General features: G+C 59.5%; 23 protein-coding genes. 14 read left to right on the top strand and 9 right to left on the bottom strand.

Annotated elements, in window-relative coordinates; genetic code table 11:
* Nucleotides 1–58: 58 nt before the first annotated feature.
* Nucleotides 59–1,975, bottom strand: a complete 1,917-nt coding sequence (gene ilvD, locus D3791_RS14780) for a dihydroxy-acid dehydratase (protein ID WP_172512639.1) — start codon at nt 1,973–1,975, stop codon at nt 59–61.
* Between the two features lie 84 nt (nt 1,976–2,059).
* Between ilvD and D3791_RS14785 the strand changes: the two genes are divergently transcribed.
* From D3791_RS14785 to D3791_RS14790, 3 genes are all read left to right on the top strand, one after another.
* A complete protein-coding gene (locus D3791_RS14785) occupies nt 2,060–2,839 on the top strand; it encodes a helix-turn-helix transcriptional regulator (RefSeq protein WP_172512640.1) in 780 nt (259 codons plus the stop codon).
* Nucleotides 2,840–3,044: 205 nt separating this feature from the next.
* Nucleotides 3,045–3,581, top strand: coding sequence for a cation:proton antiporter domain-containing protein (locus D3791_RS16845; protein ID WP_281350608.1), 537 nt, complete (start codon nt 3,045–3,047; stop codon nt 3,579–3,581).
* 2 nt (nt 3,582–3,583) lie between these two features.
* On the top strand, nt 3,584–4,630 hold the full coding sequence (locus D3791_RS14790) for a cation:proton antiporter domain-containing protein (RefSeq protein WP_281350609.1): 1,047 nt from the start codon (nt 3,584–3,586) through the stop codon (nt 4,628–4,630).
* A gap of 105 nt (nt 4,631–4,735) precedes the next feature.
* Here the strand turns inward: D3791_RS14790 and D3791_RS14795 are convergent, their stop codons facing one another.
* Nucleotides 4,736–5,446 (bottom strand): hypothetical protein, encoded by a 711-nt coding sequence (locus D3791_RS14795; RefSeq protein WP_172512641.1) that lies wholly within the window; start codon nt 5,444–5,446, stop codon nt 4,736–4,738.
* 376 nt (nt 5,447–5,822) lie between these two features.
* Complete coding sequence (locus tag D3791_RS14800; RefSeq protein ID WP_172512642.1) at nt 5,823–6,572, bottom strand: alpha/beta fold hydrolase; 750 nt, start codon at nt 6,570–6,572, stop codon at nt 5,823–5,825.
* A gap of 117 nt (nt 6,573–6,689) precedes the next feature.
* On the opposite strand from D3791_RS14800, the gene D3791_RS14805 reads away from it, so the two are divergent.
* Genes D3791_RS14805 through D3791_RS14825 form a run of 5 tightly spaced genes read left to right on the top strand, consistent with a single transcriptional unit; the run spans nt 6,690 to nt 12,362 of the window.
* Nucleotides 6,690–7,415, top strand: coding sequence for an NUDIX hydrolase (locus D3791_RS14805; protein WP_172512643.1), 726 nt, complete (start codon nt 6,690–6,692; stop codon nt 7,413–7,415).
* 45 nt (nt 7,416–7,460) lie between these two features.
* On the top strand, nt 7,461–8,741 hold the full coding sequence (gene nadA / locus D3791_RS14810) for a quinolinate synthase NadA (RefSeq protein ID WP_022876259.1): 1,281 nt from the start codon (nt 7,461–7,463) through the stop codon (nt 8,739–8,741).
* Nucleotides 8,738–10,360, top strand: a complete 1,623-nt coding sequence (locus D3791_RS14815; protein ID WP_172512644.1) for an L-aspartate oxidase — start codon at nt 8,738–8,740, stop codon at nt 10,358–10,360. The genes nadA and D3791_RS14815 overlap by 4 nt, the downstream gene beginning before the upstream one ends.
* A gap of 50 nt (nt 10,361–10,410) precedes the next feature.
* The gene (gene nadC / locus D3791_RS14820; RefSeq protein WP_216847389.1) at nt 10,411–11,223 is read left to right on the top strand and encodes a carboxylating nicotinate-nucleotide diphosphorylase; all 813 of its coding nucleotides are present in this window, start codon (nt 10,411–10,413) and stop codon (nt 11,221–11,223) included.
* Nucleotides 11,220–12,362, top strand: a complete 1,143-nt coding sequence (locus D3791_RS14825) for a cysteine desulfurase family protein (RefSeq protein ID WP_172512646.1) — start codon at nt 11,220–11,222, stop codon at nt 12,360–12,362. Before nadC ends, D3791_RS14825 begins: the two co-directional genes overlap by 4 nt.
* 2 nt (nt 12,363–12,364) lie before the next feature.
* On the opposite strand, the gene D3791_RS14830 is transcribed toward D3791_RS14825, so the two are convergent.
* A complete protein-coding gene (locus D3791_RS14830) occupies nt 12,365–13,309 on the bottom strand; it encodes an NAD(P)-dependent oxidoreductase (RefSeq protein WP_172512647.1) in 945 nt (314 codons plus the stop codon).
* A 137-nt stretch (nt 13,310–13,446) separates the two neighbouring features.
* Between D3791_RS14830 and D3791_RS14835 the strand changes: the two genes are divergently transcribed.
* The 4 genes from D3791_RS14835 (at nt 13,447) to D3791_RS14850 (ending at nt 18,863) form a co-directional block, all read left to right on the top strand.
* Entirely contained in the window at nt 13,447–14,508 is a 1,062-nt protein-coding gene (locus tag D3791_RS14835; protein WP_172512648.1) for a D-2-hydroxyacid dehydrogenase, read from the top strand.
* 8 nt (nt 14,509–14,516) lie between these two features.
* Nucleotides 14,517–15,326, top strand: coding sequence for an IclR family transcriptional regulator (locus tag D3791_RS14840; protein ID WP_246242146.1), 810 nt, complete (start codon nt 14,517–14,519; stop codon nt 15,324–15,326).
* Between the two features lie 196 nt (nt 15,327–15,522).
* On the top strand, nt 15,523–17,001 hold the full coding sequence (locus tag D3791_RS14845) for an MFS transporter (RefSeq protein WP_022876252.1): 1,479 nt from the start codon (nt 15,523–15,525) through the stop codon (nt 16,999–17,001).
* Between the two features lie 425 nt (nt 17,002–17,426).
* On the top strand, nt 17,427–18,863 hold the full coding sequence (locus tag D3791_RS14850) for an SH3 domain-containing protein (RefSeq protein ID WP_022876251.1): 1,437 nt from the start codon (nt 17,427–17,429) through the stop codon (nt 18,861–18,863).
* A gap of 107 nt (nt 18,864–18,970) precedes the next feature.
* Here the strand turns inward: D3791_RS14850 and D3791_RS14855 are convergent, their stop codons facing one another.
* On the bottom strand, nt 18,971–20,401 hold the full coding sequence (locus D3791_RS14855; protein ID WP_172512650.1) for a D-alanyl-D-alanine carboxypeptidase family protein: 1,431 nt from the start codon (nt 20,399–20,401) through the stop codon (nt 18,971–18,973).
* Nucleotides 20,402–20,856: 455 nt separating this feature from the next.
* Here D3791_RS14855 and D3791_RS14860 point away from each other — a divergent pair, with 455 nt between their 5' ends.
* On the top strand, nt 20,857–21,366 hold the full coding sequence (locus D3791_RS14860; RefSeq protein WP_022876249.1) for a GNAT family N-acetyltransferase: 510 nt from the start codon (nt 20,857–20,859) through the stop codon (nt 21,364–21,366).
* A gap of 68 nt (nt 21,367–21,434) precedes the next feature.
* Nucleotides 21,435–21,911, top strand: coding sequence for an SRPBCC domain-containing protein (locus tag D3791_RS14865; RefSeq protein ID WP_172512651.1), 477 nt, complete (start codon nt 21,435–21,437; stop codon nt 21,909–21,911).
* Between the two features lie 12 nt (nt 21,912–21,923).
* On the opposite strand, the gene D3791_RS14870 is transcribed toward D3791_RS14865, so the two are convergent.
* The 4 genes from D3791_RS14870 to D3791_RS14885 all read right to left on the bottom strand — a co-directional run bounded on the left by D3791_RS14870 (nt 21,924) and on the right by D3791_RS14885 (nt 24,997).
* A complete protein-coding gene (locus D3791_RS14870) occupies nt 21,924–22,517 on the bottom strand; it encodes a dihydrofolate reductase family protein (protein ID WP_022876247.1) in 594 nt (197 codons plus the stop codon).
* Nucleotides 22,518–22,614: 97 nt separating this feature from the next.
* Nucleotides 22,615–23,307: a hypothetical protein gene (locus D3791_RS14875; protein ID WP_172512652.1), complete on the bottom strand. Its 693-nt coding sequence runs from the start codon at nt 23,305–23,307 to the stop codon at nt 22,615–22,617.
* A 114-nt stretch (nt 23,308–23,421) separates the two neighbouring features.
* The gene (locus tag D3791_RS14880) at nt 23,422–23,880 is read right to left on the bottom strand and encodes a MarR family winged helix-turn-helix transcriptional regulator (protein WP_022876245.1); all 459 of its coding nucleotides are present in this window, start codon (nt 23,878–23,880) and stop codon (nt 23,422–23,424) included.
* A complete protein-coding gene (locus tag D3791_RS14885; protein WP_172512654.1) occupies nt 23,864–24,997 on the bottom strand; it encodes an LLM class flavin-dependent oxidoreductase in 1,134 nt (377 codons plus the stop codon). Before D3791_RS14885 ends, D3791_RS14880 begins: the two co-directional genes overlap by 17 nt.
* Nucleotides 24,998–25,093: the final 96 nt, after the last annotated feature.

Below are 25,093 nucleotides of genomic sequence, written 5' to 3' on the forward strand. Positions count from 1 at the left end.
CATAGGCTGATCCGGCATTCGCCTTGTGCTGAAAATTTCAGCAGTAATTCAACTAGGCCTAGGCACCTGCGCGTGCAGCAGCGGCTTCACGCTCGTCAGCTTCACGCAGTGCGCGTTCCACACGATCTACGTCGCGGACTGCGCCCTTGTCCGCAGACAATGCCATGGCTGCATAAGCGCGCAGAGCAGGGGAGACCACGCGTTCGCGATTTGCCGGGCGGTAACCGGTCGTTGAGATCAAACGCTCACGACGCTCAGCCAGGACTTCATCGGAGACGTTCAAGGTCAGTTCACGCGTCGGAATATCGATGGAGATGGTATCGCCGTCTTCTACCAATGCGATCATGCCGCCCGAAGCTGCTTCAGGGGAGACGTGGCCAATGGACAGACCCGAAGTGCCGCCGGAGAAACGGCCGTCGGTGATCAGTGCGCAGGACTTGCCCAAGCCGCGTCCCTTGAGGAACGAGGTTGGGTACAGCATTTCCTGCATGCCCGGGCCGCCCTTAGGACCCTCGTAGCGGATGACAACTACGTCGCCTTCCTTGACCTGCTTGTTCAGGATCTTCTCAACAGCTTCATCCTGGGATTCGCAGACTACGGCAGGGCCGGTGAAGGTCCAGATCGATGGATCCACGCCAGCGGTCTTCACCACGGCACCGTCCACGGCAATATTGCCGCGCAGAACAGCCAAGCCGCCGTCCTTGGAGTAAGCGTGCTCTACCGAACGGATGCAGCCGGCCTCGGAGTCGGTGTCCAGCGTTTCCCACTGGGCCGACTGCGAGAATGCGGTCGAGGAACGCACGCCGCCTGGGGCTGCATGCCACAGGGCGAGGGATTCTTCGCTCGCGCTTCCGCCACGGATATCCCAGTTATCGAGCCATTCGCCCAGGGTTGCCGAGTGGACGGTATGCACGGTTTCATCCAGCAGGCCGCCACGGCGCAATTCGCCGAGGATGGCCGGGATGCCGCCGGCGCGGTGGACATCTTCCATGTAGTAGATGGTGCCGTTGCCGGCAGCGTTCGGTGCCACCTTGGCCAGGCATGGCACGCGGCGGGAGACTTCATCAATCTCGTCCAAGCCGAAGTCCACGCCGGCCTCGCGGGCGGCGGCCAGCAGGTGCAGGATGGTGTTGGTGGAACCGCCCATGGCGATGTCCAGGGCCATGGCGTTGCCGAAGGCTTCCACGGTGGCGATGCTGCGAGGCAGAACCGACTCGTCGCTCTCGCCGTAGTAGCGGTTGGCGATATCCACTACCAGCTTGCCTGCGTTCTGGTACAGATCCTTGCGGGCGGTGTGGGTCGCCAGAGTGGAGCCGTTGCCAGGCAGGGACAGGCCCATCGCCTCGGTCAGGCAGTTCATCGAGTTGGCGGTGAACATGCCGGAGCAGGAGCCACAGGTTGGGCAAGCCGACTCTTCGATGCGAAGCAGGTCTGCGTCGGAGACGTTCTCGTTCACTGCCTCGGAGATGGCATCCACCAGGTCCAGGGTGCGGACGGTGCCATCCACCAGGGTGGCGCGGCCTGATTCCATTGGCCCTCCGGAGACGAAGACGGTCGGGATGTTCAGGCGCAGTGCCGCCATGAGCATGCCGGGGGTGATCTTGTCGCAGTTGGAGATGCAGATCAGTGCGTCAGCGCAGTGGGCATTAACCATGTACTCCACGGAGTCCGCGATGAGGTCGCGGGAAGGCAGGGAGTAGAGCATGCCGCCGTGGCCCATGGCGATTCCATCATCTACGGCGATGGTGTTGAATTCGCGGGGGATGCCGCCGGCAGCTTCGATGGCCTCGGAGACAATGCGGCCTACCGGCTGCAGGTGGGTGTGTCCGGGGACGAACTCGGTGAAGCTGTTGGCCACGGCGATGATTGGCTTGCGGCCAAGATCTGCGCCATTAACGCCGGCTGCGCGGAACAGTGCGCGAGCGCCGGCCATATTGCGGCCATGGGTAACGGTGTGTGAACGAAGTGTGGTCATTTTAAAATCTCACCATAAATTTGTTCCCAAACCCAGACGGTGATGATACTAGTAGTACTACTACCATGATGAGAAAGCCGGGTTATGAACGCAGGTCAGAGGCGTCGGGAAGAACTGGCGGCATTTCTCAAAGACCGTCGCGCTCGTGCTGATCGAGCCTCCCACGGTTTGCCCGAGGTTGGACGCAGCCGGGTCAGGGGATTGCGCCGCGAGGAAGTGGCCACGCTCGCTGGGGTGTCCGCCACCTGGTACACGTGGTTGGAACAAGCCCGTGACATCAATCCGTCGCGTCAGGTCATGCAAGCCCTTGCACGACTGTTCCGGCTGAGCGCTGTCGAATCCAGCTACCTTTTATCCCTGGCTGGACATGGTGAAGTGGCGCCCGAAGAATCCAGCGCCATGACCCCGGCCCTGCAGCGGCTCTTGGATGTCATGGATTTCCCGGCCTTCTTGCTTTCCTCGGATTGGGCCATCATCGGTTGGAACGCCGAGTACGCGCAGCTATATCCGCGGATCAGCACCGTGGAAACCGAGGACCGAAACTTGCTGTGGCTGGTCTTCACCGATGCCCAACTGCGCGAAATGCTGCCCGACTGGGAAAAGCAAAGCTGCGGATTTGTAGGCAGCTTCCGTGCAGAAACCCGAGGATGGCTTAGTCCATCGGGTGAAAGCGGCATTGTCGCGAGGGTTTCCGCGGCATCAGAGGAATTTGCGGCGATCTGGAATGAACGGGATGTCGCCGGGTTCCAGACGGGAGAGCGGCTTTTCCGCCATCCAGCCAAGGGACTGACTCGTTATGAGCAGCACAATCTGACGCCGGCTGAAGCACCGGACCTCACGTTGCTGATGTACACGCCGCTATAGGTCTCACTTCTTAGCAAGATCTGACCTTTGCGACTCCCTCCTGTGAAACTCATTGTCAAAGACAAGAGCTTGAAATACCGCTGTAATCTCGCCCTGCAAGACTTGAAGGACCACAGGTTTTAGGGGCCTTCAAGTACTCGCGAGAGGTCGATGACTCCCAATTTGATCCGGGCAGCGGCGCCCCTTAGGCGTAAAGGATTCAATAATGTTCGGACTCGGACTGGTCGTGATCTTGGGAGTGACGATCGTTCTGTGCACAGGGCTGGCTAGCAGGCTGCGAGTTGCTCCTCCGGTCCTGCTCCTGCTGAGCGGTTTATTGCTTGGATTCCTACCATCGCTTCGAGAAGTCTCGTTGCCTCCCGAAGTGGTTCTGTTCTTGTTCTTGCCGGCATTGCTGTTCTGGGAAAGCCTGACAACATCACTGCGTGAAATTCGAACGAACCTCCGGGGCATCATCTTGGCCAGCACCTTGCTGGTTGTAGCCACTGCTGGAGCCGTTGCCGTGATTGGGTATCTCTTCGGCATGGCCTGGGGACCGGCCTGGGTCCTCGGCGCGGCCCTCGCACCGACGGATGCCACCGCGGTCGGCGCGCTGACCCGCAATTTGTCACGTCGAGACGTAACTCTGTTGAAAACCGAAAGCCTGATCAATGACGGCACGGCGCTGGTCATTTATGGCATTGCCGTGGGCGCCACAGTGGGAACCGAAAAATTACCGCGCTGCATGTTTCGTGGCTGGTGATCGTGGCTTACGCAGGTGGAATTCTTGTTGGAGCTGTTCTGGCCCTGGTGGTGATTCGACTGCGCGCGCAGATGAACAGTCCCGCCCAAGAAACAGTCTTGACCACACTCACGCCATTTCTTGCGTACTTCCTTGCCGAGATCATCGAAGCGTCCGGCGTTCTGGCAGTTGTCACGGCTGGTCTGTTCATGAGCCAGGCAAGGCCTCGGCGATCCCGGGCGGGATCTCGTCGTCAGTCCGACGGTTTCTGGAGCCTGTTCACGTTCATACTCAACGCGTCGTTGTTCGTGCTCGTGGGACTCGAACTGCATGCCGCGGCCCGGCTCTTGAACGGCGATTTGGTGGTTCGGGGGCTGATGCTCGTCGCCATCATTTCGCTCAGCCTGATCATTGTGAGGATCGGCCATCTCTTTACGGTGACCTACATTATCCGGCTACTGGATCGCAGACCTGCACAGCGGCTTCGCCGAGTTAGCCATAGGGCTCGAATTGTCAGCGGAGTCGCAGGCTTTCGCGGAGCAGTGTCTCTGGCTGCCGCGCTCGGAGTGCCCTTGCTGGTTGCCTCGGGTGAGCCATTCCCCGAACGGGATTTAATAGTTTTTGTCACGTCAGGGGTTATCGGGGTCACCATTCTTGTCCAGGGGCTGATCTTGCCGGCGGTCGTGCGATGGGCAGCGCTCGCACAGGATACGGCCATGCACGAGGAGCGTTATCTAGCTGAACGAACGGCCACGCAAGAAGCCTTGGCGGCCCTTGACGAGGCCGCCATGGCACTGGGCACCGACAGCACTGTGAGCCAGAGGCTCCGCAAAGACTACGAAACCCATCTGCGCATCATCAACGCTGGCGCTCGAAACATCGACGGTGATGACGAAGTGCGCCAAGAACAGCAATACAAGGCTCTGCGTCTGCACATGCTGGAGCAAAAGCGTGCCACAGTGGTGCGACTGCGCAACGAAGGACATATAGATGACACCGTCCTTCGCATGATCCAGAACAAGCTGGATTCTGAAGAACTGCGCTTGGCGCCCGAGCAGCTTTCGGAGTAAGCATTGACCGCCGGCTAACGTGATGCCACGTTGGAATCGCGAAAAGAATCGCGGCTGGAACTCAATTCGTTGATTGATTTCCAGCCGCGATTCGACCTTGCAATGCTAGTCCAGATCCAAGGTGAACTTCGTTCCGTCTTTGCGAGGGAAGGTGATAGATCCGAGCTCCTCGGCAGTTGCTGGCTCCATGGCAATGGAAACAACGCCAAAGTCCGTGGCCTTGAATTCAACGGGCGGGCGGAGATCTTCGTGGTTGCCCGGTATCTTCAGCAACTCGGTTCGGGCCGCGTCTTCGGTGATATCAGGTGGAAGCATAGCAAGCACCACGCCTGGCTTGTCCTTTGTGCTGTCGATGCTCAGTTTCAGTCCCTCATCCTTCACTTCCGATGGGTCCTCGCACTCAACTTCAGGCCCGTTCAAAGTCGCGGTTCCATCGCCGTCACCGCTATTTGCCCAGGCGATCAAGCACAGCTCATCTTCATCATTGACCGCTGCGAATTCCTGGGCGTAGGACAACGGAGCCAAGGCGCGCAGGCTTGATGCCTTGATCGACGGTTCGTTGAATTCTGCAGGTGCCTTGTCCTCGTCGCTCTGAGCCTGCGCGAGGGTGGGGATGATGTCCTGTGCGGTGACACTGCCGGCACTGGAAGTCGGAGACGGCGAGGATGAGGAGCTTGCGCTGGGAGCTGACTGGCTTGATTCGGAAGCAGGTTCAGCCGATGTGCCGGACTTATCGGTTGTTTCGGTGGCCGTTGAGCAAGCGGTGGCTAAGAGAACAGCGCTTAGGCCTAGGAGGACTGGGAGCTTGGATTTCATCGGGATCCCTCGGATTCAGTGGTAGATGTAGCAGCAACGTTCATGTTCGCGTGCTCGACAAGGTGCACAGTAAGCTGTCCTTCTGCCCAAGCGCCTGAGTGAAACAGGCATGTAGCTAGGGGTTTAAGCCCACCTTAAGTTCAAACGCTAACACCCGTTTCATCTGGCAAGCAAGCATTTTATTCCAGAGATTTGCTCAAATCGACAAAGTCATGAATGTCCATGCTTTCAAGGTGAACCTTTGATAAAGATTGCCTCGTTGGACGTCGCTACGCATCTTGGGTTGACTCTGTTTTCGGGGGCTCCGAAGGGCCGCACAGTCCAGGGGCCTAGAGAGGCTGCTGCGCGACTAATTCACGAAATCAGAATGGAGGTCCTAGCTCGCCAGGAATGCGAGTGCTTTTTCCTTGAACTCACGGCTAGTGACCGCATTGGCATGATTTCTTCCAGCCAGCCAGAGTACCTCGTTGCGGGTTCCAGCATCCTTGAGCAATCGACGAAGCCGCGGCAGGGTAGTGGCCAAATCATCTTGGTCCCCAGCTACCAGTAGCGTCGGCACGGACGGAATCTTCGCGGCCGGATCGTAAGGCTCGGATTTGATGGCTTCAATGAGCTCAAATAAAGCAGAGATGTCATTGCTTGGCTCTGCTTGGGCAATCTTCATGATGGTTGCGGTGTAGTCGTCATTGATCGGCTCACCCGCTGCCACATTTGCTCGTCCTTGAACAAGGTCAAAGGCCGCCAATGGATCGCCGGCGCCGGGGCCACCCATGATCAGGTGCTCCACCAGATCAGGATTGAAAGCCGCGAACTCCCAGGCAAGACGTGACCCCAGAGAATATCCGATGACGTCGACGGGACCTTCGTCGAATTCCATGACAATGGCGGCCAGTGCCTGGCGGATCTGGCTAGGCGCCCAGCTTCCTTCATTGCGGCGTGGATCTTCGCCATGTCCGGGAAGGTCGACAAGCAGAACGTTGCGTCCCGCATCGGTGAAATATTTCAGCCATCGCGAGCGCTCCCAGTTCAATTCGCCGGATGAGGCGAAGCCATGGATGAACAGCACGGATGGGCCACTCACCTCGGCGTTTGTGCGAACCACTCGTAGATTCAGATCCAGTGTCATGCCTTAGATCATAGGTCATGATCAACCGAAATCCGGTGCAAGGTTAGCGTCGCGCGATACTTAATGTCAGAATGACTCTAACGAAAATCGACGCACTGAAATCGAGGCAAAGACAAGATGTCATCGGCACCGGGATGGGCAAACGTCAACGAGCGACGCAACCTGCCGCCCGCACTAGCGGTCTCGACCGTCATTCTCGGCATACGAGAAGGCCAAGACGGCGGGCCGGATAAGCTCTGCCTGCCCTTGGTGCGTCGAATCCGGCAACCACACGCGGGCCTGTGGGCACTGCCGGGCGGTCCAGTGGACGCAAGAGAATCCTTGGGACAAGCAGCCGGACGGAACCTTGCCGAGACCACTGGACTGCGCCCCAGCTACCTAGAACAGCTGTATACCTTCGGCGACATCGATAGATCACCCACCCACCGACTGGTGACCATCGCCTACTTCGCGTTGCTCAACGCAGACCAGGTTGGGGCAACAGTCCAGGACGAGAACGTGGCATGGTTCGACATCGATGATCCGAGGATCGCCCAGCTGGCCTTTGACCACCGCAAGATCGTCGACTACGCGCTATGGCGGTTACGCAACAAAACCGAATACGGGCAAATCGCCCATCGGCTTCTGGGGGAGCGATTTACCCTGGCAGCCCTGCGAGGCGTCTATGAAGCGATCCTGGGCCGCCGGCTGGACCCGGCGAACTTCCGGCGCACGCTGAAAAATACCGCCACCATCGAGGCCACGGAAGAATACCTGGCTGGCGGACAACACCGGCCGCCTCGCCTTTACCGCTATGTCGGACATGGCCCGGACCCACTCGAAGTAGACCCGGCGCAAGACTAGAACTTTCTCCAGCATCACCTTAGATTCGCAAGAAATGGAAACCCCATGAGCACCCAACTCACTGACAGCAACGAATCTGTCGCTCAGAACATCACCCGGCTGAACCTCTTGGCTCCAGGGTCTACCTGCTCCACGGACCTCGCCGCCAACCCATGGGACACCCCCGCCGGCTACGGCCCAGGCGCTTCCCAAGAGGACAAGATTCCAGCGGGCTACCCGGTGCAGGGCTCCATTCCTGAAGAATATTTGAAGGCCAGCGACACCGAGCTTGATTCACGCATTGTGGCCGCCAAGGAAACCCTGGGGGACAGGGCCGTCATCCTCGGGCATTTCTACCAGCGCGACGAAGTGGTCAAGTACGCGGACTTCGTGGGGGATTCCTTCCAGCTCGCCAATGCGGCTCTGACCCGGGACAAGGCCGAAGCCATCGTCTTTTGCGGGGTGCACTTCATGGCTGAAACCGCCGATATCCTCAGCCGTGATGACCAGGCGGTCATCCTGCCCAACCTCGCCGCCGGATGCTCCATGGCCGATATGGCCGATGGGCCAAGCGTGCAGGCCTGCTGGGACGAGCTGAGTGCACTGTATGCGGATGAAGAAGATGATGGGCGACTGCCGGTGATCCCGGTGACCTACATGAACTGCTCGGCAGAACTCAAAGCCTTTGTCGGTCGCAACGGCGGATTGGTCTGCACCTCATCTAACGCAGCCACCGTTTTGGAGTGGGCTTTTGAGCGCGGACGCCGAGTCCTGTTCTTCCCCGACCAGCACCTGGGGCGCAATACCGCCAAGGCCATGGGCGTGCCGCTGGAACAAATGCCAATGTGGACCCCGCGCAAAGCCATGGGCGGAAATGACGCGCAGACCCTGCAGGACGCCAAGGTGATCTTGTGGCACGGATTCTGCTCCGTCCATAAGCGCTTCACCCCGGCACAGATCACCAAGGCGCGCGAGGAATTCCCTGGCGTCAAGGTCATCGTCCACCCCGAATGCCCGATGGAAGTAGTTGACGCTGCGGACGCAGCCGGATCCACCGACTTCATCCAGAAAGCCATTGCCGCAGCCACCGAACCTACGACCTTCGCCATTGGCACCGAAATCAATATGGTGAACCGGCTCGCTGCCCAGTACCCGCAGCACACGATTTTCTGCCTTGACCCGGTGATCTGCCCCTGCTCCACGATGTACCGCATCCACCCGGGCTACCTCGCCTGGGTGCTGGAAGAACTCGTGGCCGGCCGAGTGGTCAACCAGATCACGGTGCCCACAGAACAGCAGGGCGACGCAAAAATCGCCCTGGAGCGCATGCTGGCAGCCAAGCCATGAACCAGGCAGCCTTCGGCCCGAAAAAGCTGGTGATCATCGGCTCGGGCGTCGCCGGGTTGTGCGCGGCGTTGGAAGCCACACGTCTTGGTGCGCCGGTGCGCCTGCTGACGAAGCTGAATCTGGGCGATGGCAACAGCACCTGTGCCCAAGGCGGTCTATCCGCGGTCATCGCCCAAGGATTAGCCGCCGGAGATTCCGTGGCAAGCCACGTCACCGACACCCTGCGTGCCGGTGCGTGGCATGGCGGGGAGATGGCGGTCCAGGAACTGTGCAGTTCCGCTGCTGACCTGGTGGACACCTTGGAAGAGTACGCAGTCCAGTTTGATAAGGACTCATCGGGAAATTACCAACTGGGCCTTGAAGCCGCCCACAGTGCGCACCGGATCCTCCACGCAGGAGGGGACGCCACCGGCGCGGGCCTCGTGGCTGCCCTCAAACAGGCAGTGCGTTCAGCCCAACAGGCTGGGCAACTTGAAATCGTCGAGAATGCGCTCGTCACGGACCTGGAGTTCAACGGTTCGGCCCCATGCACGGTGCATTACCTGCAAGCCGAAGAATCCCAGCAGCTGGCAGCCGACGCAGTATTGCTGGCCACCGGCGGACTGGGCTCGCTGTATGAGGCCAGCACCAATCCTCACGGCGCCACGGCCGATGGCATCGGGCTGGCTGCTCGTGCCGGGGCCGTGATCAGCGATATGGAATTCATCCAATTCCATCCCACCCTGGTTGATCCCCAGCTCTACCCGGAAGCGGGAATGATCAGCGAAGCAGTGCGCGGCGAAGGCGCGGTCCTGATCAATGAGCTCGGGCAGCGTTTCATGGCTGAGATTGATGAGCGAGCCGAGTTGGCGCCCCGCGATGTGGTTGCCCGAGCTATCCATGCGCAGTATCAAGCCGGACATCAGGTCCTGATTGATGCCCGCGCCGTGGAATCGCGCAATGGTGCAGGGTTCCTGGCCCGCCGTTTCCCTTCGATCACCGCACGCCTGGAAGCCTGTGGACTCGACATGGCGCTGGCCCCGATTCCGGTGGTCGCTGCGCAGCACTACGCCATGGGAGGCATCCACACCGATGCGAATGGACGCACCAGCGTCCCCGGGCTCTATGCCGCCGGCGAATGCGCCAACACCACGGTGCACGGGGCCAATCGCTTAGCCAGCAACTCGTTGCTCGAAGCCATGGTGTTCGCCCGCAAGGCCGTACACGCCATGGCGACCGATGCACCGGGGCAATCCTGCACGTTGGATGATCTTGTGGTGAACCAGCTGCCGGCACCCGAGACCCAAGCGCCACTGGAACTGCCGCAGCTGAAGGTACTGGCCAACAAGCACCTGGGAGTCTATCGCACCGGCTCCGGACTCGAAGAGCTCGTGGCAGTGCTCGATTCCAGCACGCCGGTAGCCCAAGGTGAACGTGAACTGGCGGAACTGGGCAATCTCTACACCTGCGCGCGCATGATTGCCTACGCTGCCCGCCAACGGACCAAGTCCCTCGGCGCGCACCACCGGGTAGACGCCGATGGTGAAGGCGCTGCCGAAAACAACGTGCGGTACGGCTGGGTGCTTGAAGCCGCGCAGCCGATGAATCAACAGCTTGAAAACAAGGAAGTCAACGCGTGAACCAGCCAATCCATCCGGTACCCCTGGCAGCCATCGACCGCATCCTGCAGATGGCCTTCGCCGAGGACCATCCACGCGGGGATCTGACCGCTGACACCATCGTTCCAGCAGACGCCCAGGCAACCGCAGTGGTCAACGCCCGGGAGCCCGGCGTGCTTTCAGGCGGCACCGTCTTTGCCCGGGCCATGACGATGCTGAACGAAAATATCAAGGTCACCCAGCTCGTCGCCGATGGCGAGAAGTTCGCGGCCGGCAAGGAACTGCTCACCGTCCAGGGTCCCGCCGCCTCGGTGCTCAGCGCCGAGCGGGTTGCGTTGAACCTGCTGCAGCGGATGAGCGCCATCGCCACGGCCACCCGCGAACTGGTTGATCTTGTGGCGCATACCAACGCGCGCATTGCCGATACCCGGAAAACAACGCCCGGCCTTCGCGTCTTGGAACGCTATGCGGTGCGCTGCGGCGGGGGAGTGAACCACCGGGATAATCTCTCCGAGGCATTCATGGCCAAGGATAACCACCTTGCCTTGCTCGGGGAGGGGGAAGAACTCACCCGTGCTCTGAAAGCCGTGCGGGCCAGGCTAGGCCACACCACCGCCATGGAAGTCGAAGTGGACCGCATCGAACAGATCCCCGCAGTGCTTGACGCGAAGGTGGACATCATCATGCTGGACAACTTCGACCTGGCCGATATCCCGGCAGCCATCAAGCTCATTGACGGGCGGGCGATCATCGAGGCCAGCGGCACGGTCAGCGCCGCCACCGTCGGACCTATCGCCCAGACCGGCGTTGACATCATTTCCAGCGGCGCGATCACCCACTCGGTGCGGGCCATCGACCTGGGCTTGGATATGGTTATTGCATGATCTACATGGACGCGGCCTCCACCGCCCCACCCCGCCAAGAAGTACTTGACCTCGTCACCCCGCTGCTCACCAGCAACTTCGGGAACCCCGCCTCGCTGCATGAGCTGGGACACCAAGCCAAACGTGCCAACGACTGGGCGCGAGCCCAAGTCGCCAGCCAATTGGGCGTGGACGAGACGGAAATCTACTTCACCTCCGGCGGCACCGAAGGGGACAATACCGCGGTGATCGGCGGGGCCCTGGCCAATCCGCGGGGCAAAGTTGTTGTCAGCAGCACCATCGAGCACCCTGCTGTTCTCGAAGCCTGCGCCTATCTGGCCAGCGTCCATGGCTTTACGCACCGGCTGATCCCGGTCGATGAATCCGGGATTATCGATCTTCGCGCTGCCAAGGATCTGATCGATGACCAGGTCGCGCTGGTCTCGGTCATGTCGGTGAACAATGAAGTCGGCACCATTCAGCCCATCAAGGAACTGTCAGAGCTGGCCCATGCTGCCGGGGCGCTGATGCATACCGACGCGGTGCAGGCCGCCGGATGGATGGACCTGGCTGAATTGGCCAATCACGTGGATCTGTTGAGCCTATCGGGACATAAGATCGGCGCCTTGAAGGGCAGCGGCGTTCTCTACGCCAGCAACCAATGCACGATCCTTCCCCTGCTGCACGGCGGCGGCCAGCAGGGCGGACTGCGGTCGGGAACCGAAAACCCGGCCGCCGCGGTAGGCGTAGCCCGGGCGCTGCAGCTGTGCACCGAACAGCGGCAGGCCGGAGCCGGGGACAGCTATGGACCGTATCTCATCGATCGGATCAGCAAGGAGCTGGAAGCTGTGGCCCCCGGACTCGTTAAGGTGACCGGCCACCGCGAAGAACGCATTGGCGGCATAGTCTCCTTCGTCTTCCCGCGCACCGCAGGGGAAACGGTGCTCATCGAGCTCGAACGCCGCGGGGTGCTGTGCTCATCGGGCTCAGCCTGCTCGGCAGGCAGCACCGATCCCTCGGCCGTGCTCACCGCCATGGGCTATGAAGAGCAGCTCGCGCATACCGCGGTGCGGCTGTCCTTCACCCGGGGCACCAAGGAAAACGAGATCAGCCAGGTAGCCAGTGCCGTGGTGGCTACCGTGAAATCCCTGGTGGCCTGAAACTAGCGACCAGCGATAAACCGCTTGGTCACCGAAATGTCCCTCTCGCCGAGCCCCGCTTCGATGACCTCATCGATGGCCTGGCGCAACTGGGGGAGCAAGACGGTATTGGTTCCGGTGGACTCCGCGATCTCGTTGGCCCCTGCCAAGTCCTTGCGCATGTACTTGATGGCTCCGGAAGGTGAATCATCCCCGCTGACCAATCGATCTTGGCGGCTTTCAAGCAGCCGCGAGGCGGCGTAACCGTGCCCCAGCAGGTTCCACATTTCCTGGAGGTCCAGCCCGGATCGTTCGGCAAGTACCGATGCCTCGCCCAGCGCGAAGATCGTTGCACTGACGACCAGCTGGTTGCAGGCTTTGGCTACCTGTCCGGCTCCTAGCTCTCCGAGGCGAACCGGGGTGCCGCAGGGCGCCAGTGCTGTGGCGGCTCGTTCGCAGAGTTCACCTGAACCACCGAGCATGATCGACAGTGATCCTTGCTTGGCGCCGTCCTCGCCGCCGGAAACCGGAGCGTCGACTACGGCGATGCGCTCGCCGAAACGTGCAGCGAGGTCATCGGCCAGCTGGCGCACCCCGGGTGCCGAGCAGGTAGAGCCGATCATCAGCAGAAGCGGGGCGGCATCAGAGGATCGCTGGTCCAGTCCGGCTAGTAGCCCGTCTTCGGATTCCAGGCATTCGATGATCTGCGGAAGATCTGGAAGCATCAGCAGGATTTCGTCGCAAGCCGCTGCCAGCTGGGTTGCAGTGGCGGCCCACTGGATTCGTGATGCGCCGCTGCCTTCAGGCAATTGGGCGCGGAGGTCTTGCAGCACGTCGTTTTCGGGGCGGCTTGAGGTTACGGTGACAACGCCGTGATGCTGTGCGAGCAGCCGCGCCATCGGGCGGCCCATGGCTCCGAGTCCGATGACTCCAACGTTGGGCGTGTGGTTCGGGGCTGGTACATTCATCAGCAATTCCTTTGTTGTGAGGCGGCTGAGCCGAAAAATCAATGGTCAATATAGCGAACACTGTTCAATATAGCGAACACTGTTCAATATACTGTCCATAACGGTATGCTGTCATCAGACGGAAGGAATACAGAGCAATGACGCCTAATACAGAACGCCTGCGCGTGGGAATCGCCGTAGATGTCCCCGCAGCAGATCTTGAACTAATGCAGGAACTCGAACCTCGCCTGGACTTTGTCTATGAACCAGGACTCTACCGGCCACAGCGCTGGCAAGGAGACTGGGAAGGGGATCCCCAGTTCACCCGCACTGCGGAACAAGCTAAGCGTTATGACGAAATCGTCACCTCCTCGCAAGCGCTTTTCGGCATCCCGGACGTCAACCCGCAGCTGCTGAAGAAAACCGTCGAGCAGAACCAGGACCTTATCTGGGTTCACACCACCGCCGCTGGCGGCGGCGCGCAGGTGAAAGCTGCAGGCCTGAGCTCCGAAGAGCTGGATCGAGTCACCTTCACTACCAGTGCTGGCGTGCACGGATCCACCTTGGCGGAGTTCGCGCTCTTTGGCGTGCTTGCCGGAGCGAAGAATCTTCGCAAGCTGGAGGCCGACCAGGCGAACAAGTACTGGCCTTCCGAGCGCTGGGGCATGCGCCACCTGGATGAGATGACCATCCTGGTGGTCGGCTTGGGCGGAATCGGCACCGCGGTGGCCGAACGCTTCAAAGCCTGCGGCTCGACCGTCTGGGGAACGTCGCGCAGCAGCAAGCCGGTAGAAGGTGTGGATCGCCTCATTGATCCGGCCAAGATCGCCGAAGTTGCCGGCGAGGTTGATGCCATCGTGGCTACGCTCCCGGGGACCAAGAGCACCGAAGGCTTGCTCGGCTCTGATGTGTTCGAAGCGGTCAAGGATGGAACCATCTTCGTGAACGTGGGACGCGGAACCGTGGTTGATGAGTCGGCACTGATTCCTGCTCTGGAGGCTGGCCGCATTGGCTTCGCCGCGCTGGATGTCGTGGCCCAGGAACCCCTGGATCCCAACAGCGTGTTGTGGGAACACCCGAACGTTCTGATTAGCCCGCATACCGCTGCGCTCAGCACCCAGGAAACCACTCGCATCGCTCGGCTCTTCGCCTACAACGCAACGCGAATATTGGATGGCCAGGCTGTGCGGAACAAGGTCGACACCGTAGAGTTTTACTAATGACAAGCGTGAATGAGGCTGTAGAAGAATCAGGCGAACGTCCAAGCCGGGATCCTGCTCCCGCGGTAACCCGTGCCTTGGCAATCCTTGGCCTGCTTGCGGAAGCCGAAGGGCGTTCGCTGTCCCTGAGCGAGCTGGCGCGCACCTTGGGCATCGCCAAATCCTCGTGCGCAAATCTGTGCCAAGCGCTGGAAGATGGCGAGATGATTCGCCGCACCAGTGAGGGGTTCGGGCTGGGCCGCCGAAACGCTGAACTTGGGGGAGCATACTCCGTGCAGTTCAACCAGGTGCGTGAATTCTTCGGGCTCATTTCCTCATCGCCGACACTGCGTGGAGAGCTGGTGCAGATCGCCATGCTTGATGGCGCGGAGGCACTCTACTTGGCCCGGCATGAAGGCCGCATGCCCTACCGCTTTGGCGCACCCCTGGGCTCGCGACTTCCCGCGGTCATGAGTGCTGCAGGCAACGCCCTGTTGCTTTCGCTCGATGAAGAGCAGCTGGCGCAGATTATTGGGAAAGAACTGCCTCGGCGCAGCAGCGTCGATGGCCATGAGCTCACTGGTGAGGAACTGCGCGAAAGACTGGCGCTTGCTCACGAGCGCGGCTTCGCTCTAGATGATGGCCGGTCGACCAGCGGAGTAATGGGCGTGGCCGTGCCTCTGTCTGCTTGGTCGCCTGGTGATCCTCCGTTGGCCCTTGGGACGGCGTTGCCGATGGATCAGGCTGACCCGCTGCGAATTGCCGCGGTGGGCACGGCGCTGCGAGAAGTTGCCGCCCGGCTGGAAAACCCGTGGAGGCAACGAGCCGCACGTGGTTAAACGCTATCTGATAACCGTATAGTTTTGCGATAACTCGCCCCATTCTTCCTCTTCGAAGGAAGGGTGGGGCGAGCTTTTGTCATGGGGTGGAAATCCTCGGAAAAATAATGCGTTCACTATGTTGTACGCTGTTCGATATGCTGGTATCTTCGATGCAGGTAGAAGTGATGTGCTTCACTCGTCAAAGGAGACCACCATGAATTCATCGCCAGCAGGAGCCCAAAGCTCCGGCGGTTCGGCGCTCGACGCCGACTACGCAAAGAACCTGCAGCGCGCCACCTTGGCATCAAGCATCGGCAGTGCCCTCGAATACTTCGACTTCGCGCTGTACGGTCTCGCTACGGCGTTGATCTTCAACGTGCTCTTCTTCCCGCAAGGGGATCCAGCCATGGCCACGGTGGCAGCATTCGCCACCTTTGGCGTGGGCTTTGTGGCTCGTCCCTTTGGCGGAATGTTCTTCGGCATGCTGGGCGACAAGCTGGGTCGAAAGATCGTCCTGATCATCACCATCATGCTGATGGGTGGCGCTTCCACCTTGATCGGCGTGCTGCCGACCTACCAGATGGCTGGCATCTGGTCGCCAATCCTCCTGGTGCTGTTGCGATTGCTACAGGGCTTCGGCGCAGGCGCAGAACAGGCCGGCGCAACCGTCCTGATGGCCGAGTACTCGCCGACCGCACGTCGTGGTTTCTTCTCGGCGCTGCCATTTGTCGGAATTCAGGCCGGAACTCTGCTAGCCGCGGTAGTCTTCTCGCTGCTGACCATGTTGCCTGAGGAAGCACTGATGTCATGGGGCTGGCGCGTGCCCTTCCTGGCATCCTTCCTGCTGATCATCTTGGCGGTTCTGATCCGCGCGAAGTTGGAAGAGACCCCGACCTTCGTGGAGATGGAAAAACGTGAACAGGTTTCCGAGCACCCGATGCGCGAACTGTTCCGCAATGGCTTCCCGGGCGTGCTGGTGGGTATTGGACTGCGCATGGCTGAAAACGGCGGCTCCTACATGTTCCAGGGCCTGGCACTGAGCTTCTTTGTCACTGTAGTCGGTCCGGAAGCCGACAAGGGTCTGCTGACCTGGGGTGTGACCATCGGCTCGCTGATCGGCGTATTCTCGGTGCCGTTCGCCGGAGCACTCTCGGACCGCTTTGGCCGCCGAATCGTCTACCGTGCAGGCGCCATCTTCATGCTCGTGTACTCGCTGCCAGCGTGGTGGGCACTGACCCTGGGCAGCCACGCAGTGGCCATCGCGGTCATCGCGATCGGCATTGGCTTTGGTGTTGCCACCATGCTTGGCCCACAGTGCGCCATGCTTCCTGAGCTCTTCGGCAGCCGTCACCGTTACCTTGGTGTAGCCATGGCACGCGAAATCTCCGCCGTGCTCGCAGGCGGTCTCGCCGGCGTCCTGGGTGCCTACCTGATTGCAATCACCGATGGCAGCTGGCTGGTGCTGGGCCTGTACATGGCAGTGCTTTCCGCCATCACCGTGGGCTCGACCTTCCTGGTACCTGAGACCCTGCGTCGTGACCTGACCCGTACTGACGATGCGGTGAAGATTTCCTCGGTAGAGGCAGGCGACGATGTCTGGCTCAAGGGGAGCCAAGGCATAGGAGCTTCGGCGGTCTCCGCCCGCACCTCATTCACGGTGGACCGCGATACGGTGACCGCTGACGAGCGGTAATCACGGTTGCGAAGAACCATGAAAGATCACGCCGGATTCTCCGGGCAACATTGTTGCTCGGAGAATCCTGTTTTAAGAAGGTTTCCACCGGGCATTCCTGCCAGAGGTGTCTGAGGCAACGACTCATCTTGTGAACACTGGCAGCGTGTGTTGGGTGCGCAAATCTTGATCTGGTTCAGCGTATGTCGCGGAATTCTGGCTACTTTAAAGTAGCAAGCGGAAAGTATTCCTCCTCACTAAGTTGAGACTTCAGCGCTGATTTGGCCAGATTTAGATGCGCGGACGTGCGAGATATGGCAAAGTAACTACGGGAACGTATGCCTAAATGGGGCTCGGGACCGGCGCAGTCTCGCGGCTGAAGCCAAAAATGAAATCAACTCGCATCGCTCGCTCGGGGAACACCGCAAACACAAGGAACGTGGAAAGTGGCTACCCCGATTCACGAAAAGAAGGACCTGATGAGGATTCCTGGACGCACCGCCGCAGTAGCGCTGGCACTAACCATGACCATCGGCACGGGTGCTCAAGCCACGGTGGCAACCGCCGCCAATGCTGACGTTCCCAAGTCATTGCCTTCAAACAAGCTCAACGTGGTCGCTGCGAAAGCCACCACCAAGCGCACTACTGCGAACCTGCGCCTGCGTGCCAAAGCGACGACCGCCTCAGCAACCTTGGCAGTCATTCCCAAGGGCACCGAGCTCACTGTGCTGGCGACCAGCGGCAAGTGGAGCAAGGTCAAATACGCCGGCAAGACCGGCTGGTCCTCCAACTCGTACTTGGACACCGTCGCTTCGGCACCGAAGACCGATAGCGGCACCGCTCGCTACACCACCGCGAATCTTAACCTGCGCGCCGGAGCCGGAACCGGCTACCGTTCCTTGGGCATCATTCCCCAGGGCGAACGCGTTACCGTCCTGCAAACCTCGAATGGTTGGGCCAAGGTCCGCTCTTCGAAGGGCACCGGATGGTCCAGTCTGAGCTACCTCAAATCTGCACCGAGTTCCTCAAACCCCCAGAAGCCTAAGCCGGAATCGTCGAGCACCACCGGGTACACGACGGCCAACCTGAACCTTCGTACCGGGGCTGGTATCTCGTATCGTTCTGTGGGAGTGATCCCTGCGGGCGAAAAGATCAAGATCTATCGCTACTCGGGAAACTGGGCCCAGGTCTCCTCGTCCAAGGGAACCGGATGGGTCAGCAAGTCCTACGTGGGCAAGGCGCCTGCTTCGCAGTCTCCGAAGCCGGAACAGACCCCGTCCAAGGTCGCCTACGCGACCGCTGGCGTGAACCTGCGTTCCGGAGCTGGCACCAGCTACCGCGTCCTCGGCGTTGTCCAGGCAGGGGAGAAGGTCACCGTTCGCTCGGCCTCGAACGGCTGGTCCAAGGTCTCCACCAAGATCGGCAGTGGCTACATCAGCTCGAAGTACCTCACTACTTCTGAGCTGAGCACGGTCCGCAGCGATACGCAGCTGGTCATGAATACGGTGCGTCGCCTCTTCAGTGGCGACTACACCTCGCTCTACACCATCCGCCCTGGCTCGGTTGGCCACAGCTCCGGACGCGCGGTGGACGTGATGATGGCAAACTACAAGAGCGCCTCTGGCATCAAGGCTGGAGATCGCATTGCCCAGTTCCTTTTGGACAATCGTGCCCAGCTGGGGATCAGCTACCTGATTTGGCAGGATAAGATCTGGCTGTCTGCCTCCAAGGGCTGGGAGCCTTACTCTACCTCTGGCAAGTACGGCACTCAGTTCACCAACAACTGGACCGACACCACCAAGCACATGGACCACATCCACGTGGAAACCCATGGCAGTTCGGCCACCGGTGGCGCATTGAACTACCGGGCGCTGAACGGCTAGCCCACTAGTGCCCGAAAGCCGCGGCTAGAAGAGAGTTTGCGGGCAGAACACGACAGCGCCCCCTCAACATTCAAGTTGAGGGGGCGCTGTCGTGTCCTGCAAGTTTTCTAGCGTAGGTACTTGCCTGAGACCCAGCCGGTCTTCGAGGAGTACTTGACCTCGTACCAACCCGACTTCTTCGAGCCGGTCAAAGTCACCTTTTTGCCCTTGGGGATGGTGAGGACCACACGGTGGTTGGTTCCTGCACCGCTGCGCATATTCAGATTAGCGACAGTCTTTTTAGTAGAAGACTTAGGGCTGGACTTCTGCTTCTGGCTATTGGACTTTGGCGCGGAATTCGAGAAGTTGTTCAGGTACTGGCCGGATACCCAGCCCGACTTGCCCGAGTACTTCACTGGATACCAACCGGACTTCTTTGAGCCGGTGATCGTTACCTGCTTGCCACGTGGAATCGTCAAGACCACTCGATGGCCCGTGCCCACGCCAGCGCGCATGTTGAGATTCGCGGTGGTCTTAGCAGACTTGGCTTGAGTGCTCTTGGACTTGTTGTCCTTGGATGATTCCTTCTTCTTTGGTGTAGAAGGCATCGAAACATTGCTCAAGTACTTGCCAGAAACCCAACCGGTCTTGGAGCTGTAGCGAACTTCGTACCAACCGGACTTCTTGGAACCGGTGAGCTGAACGCTCTTGCCGCGTGGGATGGTCAACAGGACACGATTGTTCGTTCCGGCACCCGAGCGCATATTCAAGTTGGCGGTGGTCTTCGCGGTGCCCTTGGATTTCTTGGTCGAAGTATCCTTGGACTTGCTACCTGCGACGCCGTAGTAGGCTTCAAGCGTCTTGGCGCCTGAGTTCTTGTAGCTCTTGGCCAGCGAAGTGCCCAAGTAGCGGAAGTGCCATGGCTCGTAGGAGTAACCGGTCACCGACTCCTGGCCCTTAGGGTAACGGAGAATGAAGCCATACTTGTGTGCGTTCTTGGCCACCCACTTGCCTACGGGCGTGTTGGCGAAGCAGGCTTGGAGGCCACACTCGCTATTTCGATTGCCAACATCGATGGCCAACCCGGTTTGGTGTTCGCTGGTACCTGGCACCGCCGAGATCTTGGACGCGTAGCTCTGCCCGTAAATCCGGGTGTAGTAGTTGTACAGCTCGGCTTGGCGAGCATAGGAGCGGTAACCGCTGACGGCTCGAATGTGGACGCCATCCTTGGCCGCTGCCTTGACCATTTTGGAGTAGGCCGTCGCCGCCGAGGACTTCAGTCGGACATTGGTGCCTTTAACTGCCACGGTTTTGGGAGCGTACTTTTTGGGGCTCAGTGGGTACTTCTTGTTGACGAAGACATCTGTCTTGCTCGGATTGCGCTGAATCTTCTTCGCGGCAATCTGCACTGCAGAATCCACCGACACCGTCTGCGCAATCTCGGTCGTTGAAGTCGCCGTTGGTGCCGCATTGGCAGGGGCCAGCGGCAATAAGGTCGCCATGAGCGCTGCCGAGATTGTTGCAGCGAGTGGGACTTTCAGGGCACGCGGCTGTTTCATTGGTTCTCCATTGCAAGTGATGAGCGATGCGACCCTAATTTCATCACTATTCATCACGTGATTCAAGGTTTCTGCAATCGGTTGATGATGAATGGACTAACCATGATGCTCAATGGCGTAGACCATGCACACCATGCATCAGGTGCCAACGCTCCGTCGTGCAAAGTGGCCTGAAGCGATGGGCATTTCCAAGAAGCGCATCCCACTTGAAGGAATATGAATTGACGGGAGCTTCTGTGCGACATTGTCCACGAGTAAGCGCCCAAGCCTCCTGGTCTGAGGGGAGCGGAACAATGGGTTTCAAGGACGGAAAATGAAGGGAAAATGAATTATTGACCGGCGGCCGTAACCTACGGACTTCCCGATCATTCTTAGTGGCACAAGGGCACGTTGGGGATTGATCAAAACGTCGGCAGAATTTTCCTTGATCCGCGAGGTTTGGTAGGTTTGCGATCATGCATATCCGTCCTGAAGTCTTTGATGACCGTGCAGCGGTGTATGCAGTAACGCATGCAGCCTTTGCCGGAATTGACCCCATGGTTGAGCCTGAAGAAGTCGGGTTGCTTCAGAATCTGTTCGACTGCGAAGAGTATGACTCACGCTTCTCACTCGTGGCGCTCGACGATTCAGTAGTCATTGGCCACGTCATTGCTACGTGGGGAAGGATCGGTGGCGAGCCAATGCTGGGGCTTGGGCCGCTGGCCGTAGCGCCGGAATACCAGCACCGAGGCGTCGGTTCGATTTTGATGCAGAGCATCCATGATCAGGCCGAAGCTGAATTGCTGAGTGGAATCGTGTTGCTCGGCGCACCGGGGTACTACCGCCGTTTTGGCTACGAGCCGGCGCACGCTCGCGGGATCACGCCCAGCGATGCAAGCTGGGGAGAGCACTTCATGGTGCGCGTCTTCGATGAATCAAGACTTCCGCGAGGCGACTTCCAATACGCCAAGCCATTCGGTGTTTGACTAACCAATTAGCTCAGAAAAGCGCTGCGACTATTGTCTAGATTAATCATCTGGCGTAGACATGAAACATGTCATCAAATGCAGAGCTAGAACAACTGTCCTTCACCGTTTCCGGGTTTATCTCCAAAGCGGTGTCCCAGGTATATGAGGCCGTGGCCGATCCGGCCCAACTATCGAGTTACTTCACTACCGGTGGGGCGCAGGGGCGGCTTGAAGCGGGAACGACGGTTACGTGGGACTTCCATGATTTCCCCGGAGCCTTCCCGGTCAAGGTGCTGGAGGCGGAATTCCCCAAAAAGATCGTCTTGCAGTGGGGTGCGGAGCACGCCACAGCAGATGACGCAATGAATACCGTGACCTTCGAATTCACCTCGGTGGATGACAGCACCAGAACAAAAGTCGACATCACCGAAAGCGCCTGGCAGGCCAATTCCGCCGGCGCTCAGGCGGCCTTCGGCAATTGCATGGGCTGGACCGGCATGATGGCCGCTATGAAGACCTGGCTGGAATATGGGATCAATCTCCGAGAAGGCTTCTATAAGTAATCCGCGTTGCTTCTAACGCCGACGACGATAGTAGACGTGTGTAGCCAAAGGCGTTTCACGCCGTGAGTACCGATCCATGTGGGTCTCGATGGTTTCCACGGTGATGGCTTCGCCACGTCCTAACTGGATCGGCGCGATATGCAGCCGCATCTCGTCAATGAGGCCCGCCTTGAGGAACTGCACAATGGTGTTAGCGCCGCCGGCAATGGCAACTGGCCGTTCGCCCGCGGCCTCTTGCGCCTCCGAAAGCGCCTCGTGGATCCCTTCGGTGATGAATTGGAAACTGGTTCCGCCATCCATCCGGATCAGCGGACGCGGATGCGAACTGAGCACGAAAACCGGTGCGTGATAGGGCGGATTATCTCCCCACCAGCCGGTCCAGTCGGTGGAATGGGTACCGGAGGGCGGGCCGAACATATGGCTGCCCATGATGAACGCGGAAGCCTCGGTGATAGCTGCGATTTCTTTGGCGTTTTCTTCGGTTTGCTCGAATTGCCAGCGATGAAGTTTCTCCGCGCCTTCGCCCAACGGGAACTGCATGCTCTGATTGGGTCCTGCGCAGAAACCATCAGAAGAAACGGTTACATCACAAGTAACTGGCCCCATTGCCTACTCCTCAAATCATCAATTGCAGTGGTGCTTCTGTAGATAAGTCCTACAGTGAACCGGTCACAGCGCAGATGCAAGCAGTATCAGGTGGCGATTATTTTTCGGGGCTGTCCTGATCCTCTTCGCCAGGGCTATTCCACAGCGTCGAACAGTGCCTTTTGACGAGTTCAGCTTCCAAAAGCATGGCCGCCTTGCGGTGGACGCACGGCACCCAACGCACCGCCAGATTCAATCGGTCAATGGCCCGGCGCGCCATGTGTTCCACGCTTTCGGGTCTGCCGGATTCCGCCTCGTGGGCGAGCTGGGTCAGCCATGCTGCATCGGCCAGCGCTAGATTCATGGCATATCGTCCAAGGCCTGAGGTGGCGCCCTTGCCGCTGGAGTAGAGCTTCAATCGGCCACGCAGGCCCTTGCCATTTCTTTCACCGGCTTGCCCGATGTACCGAGGGGGATTCTGCTCGTCGCCGCGCTCTCGGAAGACATAGACTCCGGGCAGCACCGGCGCTTCTTCGGCGGCCTGATCGAAGGGGATCCATTCGGACCATTCCAGGGCTCCGAGGATGGCATCATCGATCGGGCGAAGCGGTGCGTCGATTCCGGGTGCCCCGGCAAATTGCAGTTGCTGCAACAAACTGGCGTGCAGGTGCCAGTTGCCGCCGGGCTTGTTGGGGATTTGCACCGCGCCCTTGGGGCGCTGCTTTCTCAAGTAGCTTCGGAGATCCTTGGTATCGACGCCAAGTTGGCTGGCTGCTACGTCTAAGCTCAGTAGCTGCGCGTCCTTCAACAATGATCTTCCTTCTGTACTGAATTGATCCTTCAAGCAACGACATGCCTGATCCCATGGTGCCAGAAAACCCGGAAGAGCGGGCACTAGGGCCAGCCCTTCCGGGTAATCTGCCGGTTATTGAACTGCGCGATGCAGTTTGCTGCTCAGCCGGTTAAGTTCAAGGAATTCTTCCTCGGATAGCGCCGAGCCGAGAAGCTCGTGCAAATGCTTCACATGCTCCCGGCCTATTTCCTGCTGCAGTTTCAGTCCCTTATCGGTCAGGGAGAGCTGGGTGGCTCGATGATCCACCGGATCCGGTTCGCGGACAACCAGTCCCTGCTCTTCAAGGCGGACCACCATGCGGCTCAAGCTGGGCTGGGAAATGAGCAATTGCTTGTTCAAGTCGACCATCCGGCTCTTGCCCCCGGGGCAGGTGCGCAAGTTGAACAGGACATCGTATTCGCGCATGGACAGCTTGCCGAACTCCGGCATCGCGGTGATCTGGCGCATGACCGCCACCTGTGCCCGGAACAGGGATTCCCAGGCGTCGGTGGTGACCTTCAACGAGGCTACAGGTTTATTGGTCCCGGTCACTTGTTGCTGACTCCTTGGTATTCGCTGCGTCAGCTTCCAGTTTAGCCCGGTGAGCGGCGACCAGCCCTTCATGGGCCGGGGCAGGGGTCAGATCTGCTGGCGCGCGGGATTCCATCTCCTTGCGCAGTTCAGGCAAGACGTACTCGCCGAACATGTCCAGCTGGTTCAAAACGGTCTTCAGCGGCAGGCCCGCGTGGTCGATGAGGAAGAGCTGGCGCTGGTAGCTGCCGAAGTATTCCTGGAAGGTCAGGGTCTTTTCCAGAACCTGCTGAGGCGAGCCAACAGTCAAGGGGGTTTGCGCGGTGAAGTCCTCCAGCGATGGACCATGACCGTAGACCGGGGCATTGTCGAAGTAGGGGCGGAACTCCTTGACTGCCTGCTGCGAGTCCTTGGCCATGTAGAACTGGCCGCCCAGTCCGACGACGGCTTGGTGGGCCTTGCCGTGGCCGTAGTGCTCGTAGCGTTCGCGGTAGAGGTTGATCAGCTGCTGGTAGTGCTCCTTTGGCCAGAAGATGTTGTTGGCGAAGAAGCCATCGCCGTAGTAGGCAGCGATCTCGGCGACCTGCGGGGTCCGGATGGAGCCGTGCCATACGAAGGGCGCCACATCGTCCAACGGCCGTGGCGTGGAGGTGAAATTCTGCAGGGGAGTGCGGAAGGTGCCTTCCCAGTTCACTACGTCCTCATCCCACAGGCGGCGCAGCAGGTTGTAGTTCTCTACGGTGAGGTTGACCGAGTCCTGGATGTTCTTGCCGAACCATGGGTAGACCGGGCCGGTATTGCCTCGGCCCAGGACCAGATCCACGCGTCCACCGGACAGATGCTGCAACATCGCGAAGTCTTCGGCGATCTTCACCGGATCATTCGTGGTGATCAGGGTAGTGGTGGTCGAGAGGATGATCCGCTTGGTCTGGGCGGCGATGTAGGCCAGCGTGGTGGTAGGAGAGGAAGAGAAGAATGGGCGGTTGTGGTGCTCGCCGATGGCGTAGACATCCATCCCGATTTCTTCGACCTTCTTGGCGATGGCTACCGAGGCGTCAATGCGTTCCTTTTCGGTAGGAATGCGGCCGGTGGTGGGGTCGCGGGTGATATCGCTGACTGAGAATACTCCGAACTGCATGTCCGCTCCTGTTTATCGTCGAGGTTTTGCGTTGTACGCTTACCTTCAATTTATATGCGTATGCATGTAATAACAAGTTGATGCGTCAAATATTCC

The sequence above is a fragment of the Glutamicibacter mishrai genome (assembly GCF_012221945.1).
Classification (GTDB): domain Bacteria; phylum Actinomycetota; class Actinomycetes; order Actinomycetales; family Micrococcaceae; genus Glutamicibacter; species Glutamicibacter mishrai.

What these genes read in the sequence shown, in the direction of transcription:
- D3791_RS14870 (WP_022876247.1), bottom strand. Translation starts at nt 22,517, where the DNA reads ATGGGGCCAGTTACTTGTGATGTAACCGTTTCTTCTGATGGTTTCTGC.
- D3791_RS14795 (WP_172512641.1), bottom strand. Translation starts at nt 5,446, where the DNA reads ATGAAATCCAAGCTCCCAGTCCTCCTAGGCCTAAGCGCTGTTCTCTTA.
- nadC (WP_216847389.1), top strand. Translation starts at nt 10,411, where the DNA reads ATGGCCTTCGCCGAGGACCATCCACGCGGGGATCTGACCGCTGACACC.
- D3791_RS14860 (WP_022876249.1), top strand. Translation starts at nt 20,857, where the DNA reads ATGCATATCCGTCCTGAAGTCTTTGATGACCGTGCAGCGGTGTATGCA.
- D3791_RS14845 (WP_022876252.1), top strand. Translation starts at nt 15,523, where the DNA reads ATGAATTCATCGCCAGCAGGAGCCCAAAGCTCCGGCGGTTCGGCGCTC.
- D3791_RS16845 (WP_281350608.1), top strand. Translation starts at nt 3,045, where the DNA reads ATGTTCGGACTCGGACTGGTCGTGATCTTGGGAGTGACGATCGTTCTG.
- D3791_RS14855 (WP_172512650.1), bottom strand. Translation starts at nt 20,401, where the DNA reads ATGAAACAGCCGCGTGCCCTGAAAGTCCCACTCGCTGCAACAATCTCG.
- nadA (WP_022876259.1), top strand. Translation starts at nt 7,461, where the DNA reads ATGAGCACCCAACTCACTGACAGCAACGAATCTGTCGCTCAGAACATC.
- D3791_RS14835 (WP_172512648.1), top strand. Translation starts at nt 13,447, where the DNA reads ATGACGCCTAATACAGAACGCCTGCGCGTGGGAATCGCCGTAGATGTC.
- D3791_RS14800 (WP_172512642.1), bottom strand. Translation starts at nt 6,572, where the DNA reads ATGACACTGGATCTGAATCTACGAGTGGTTCGCACAAACGCCGAGGTG.
- D3791_RS14830 (WP_172512647.1), bottom strand. Translation starts at nt 13,309, where the DNA reads ATGAATGTACCAGCCCCGAACCACACGCCCAACGTTGGAGTCATCGGA.
- D3791_RS14825 (WP_172512646.1), top strand. Translation starts at nt 11,220, where the DNA reads ATGATCTACATGGACGCGGCCTCCACCGCCCCACCCCGCCAAGAAGTA.
- D3791_RS14865 (WP_172512651.1), top strand. Translation starts at nt 21,435, where the DNA reads ATGTCATCAAATGCAGAGCTAGAACAACTGTCCTTCACCGTTTCCGGG.
- D3791_RS14815 (WP_172512644.1), top strand. Translation starts at nt 8,738, where the DNA reads ATGAACCAGGCAGCCTTCGGCCCGAAAAAGCTGGTGATCATCGGCTCG.
- ilvD (WP_172512639.1), bottom strand. Translation starts at nt 1,975, where the DNA reads ATGACCACACTTCGTTCACACACCGTTACCCATGGCCGCAATATGGCC.
- D3791_RS14885 (WP_172512654.1), bottom strand. Translation starts at nt 24,997, where the DNA reads ATGCAGTTCGGAGTATTCTCAGTCAGCGATATCACCCGCGACCCCACC.
- D3791_RS14805 (WP_172512643.1), top strand. Translation starts at nt 6,690, where the DNA reads ATGTCATCGGCACCGGGATGGGCAAACGTCAACGAGCGACGCAACCTG.
- D3791_RS14785 (WP_172512640.1), top strand. Translation starts at nt 2,060, where the DNA reads ATGAACGCAGGTCAGAGGCGTCGGGAAGAACTGGCGGCATTTCTCAAA.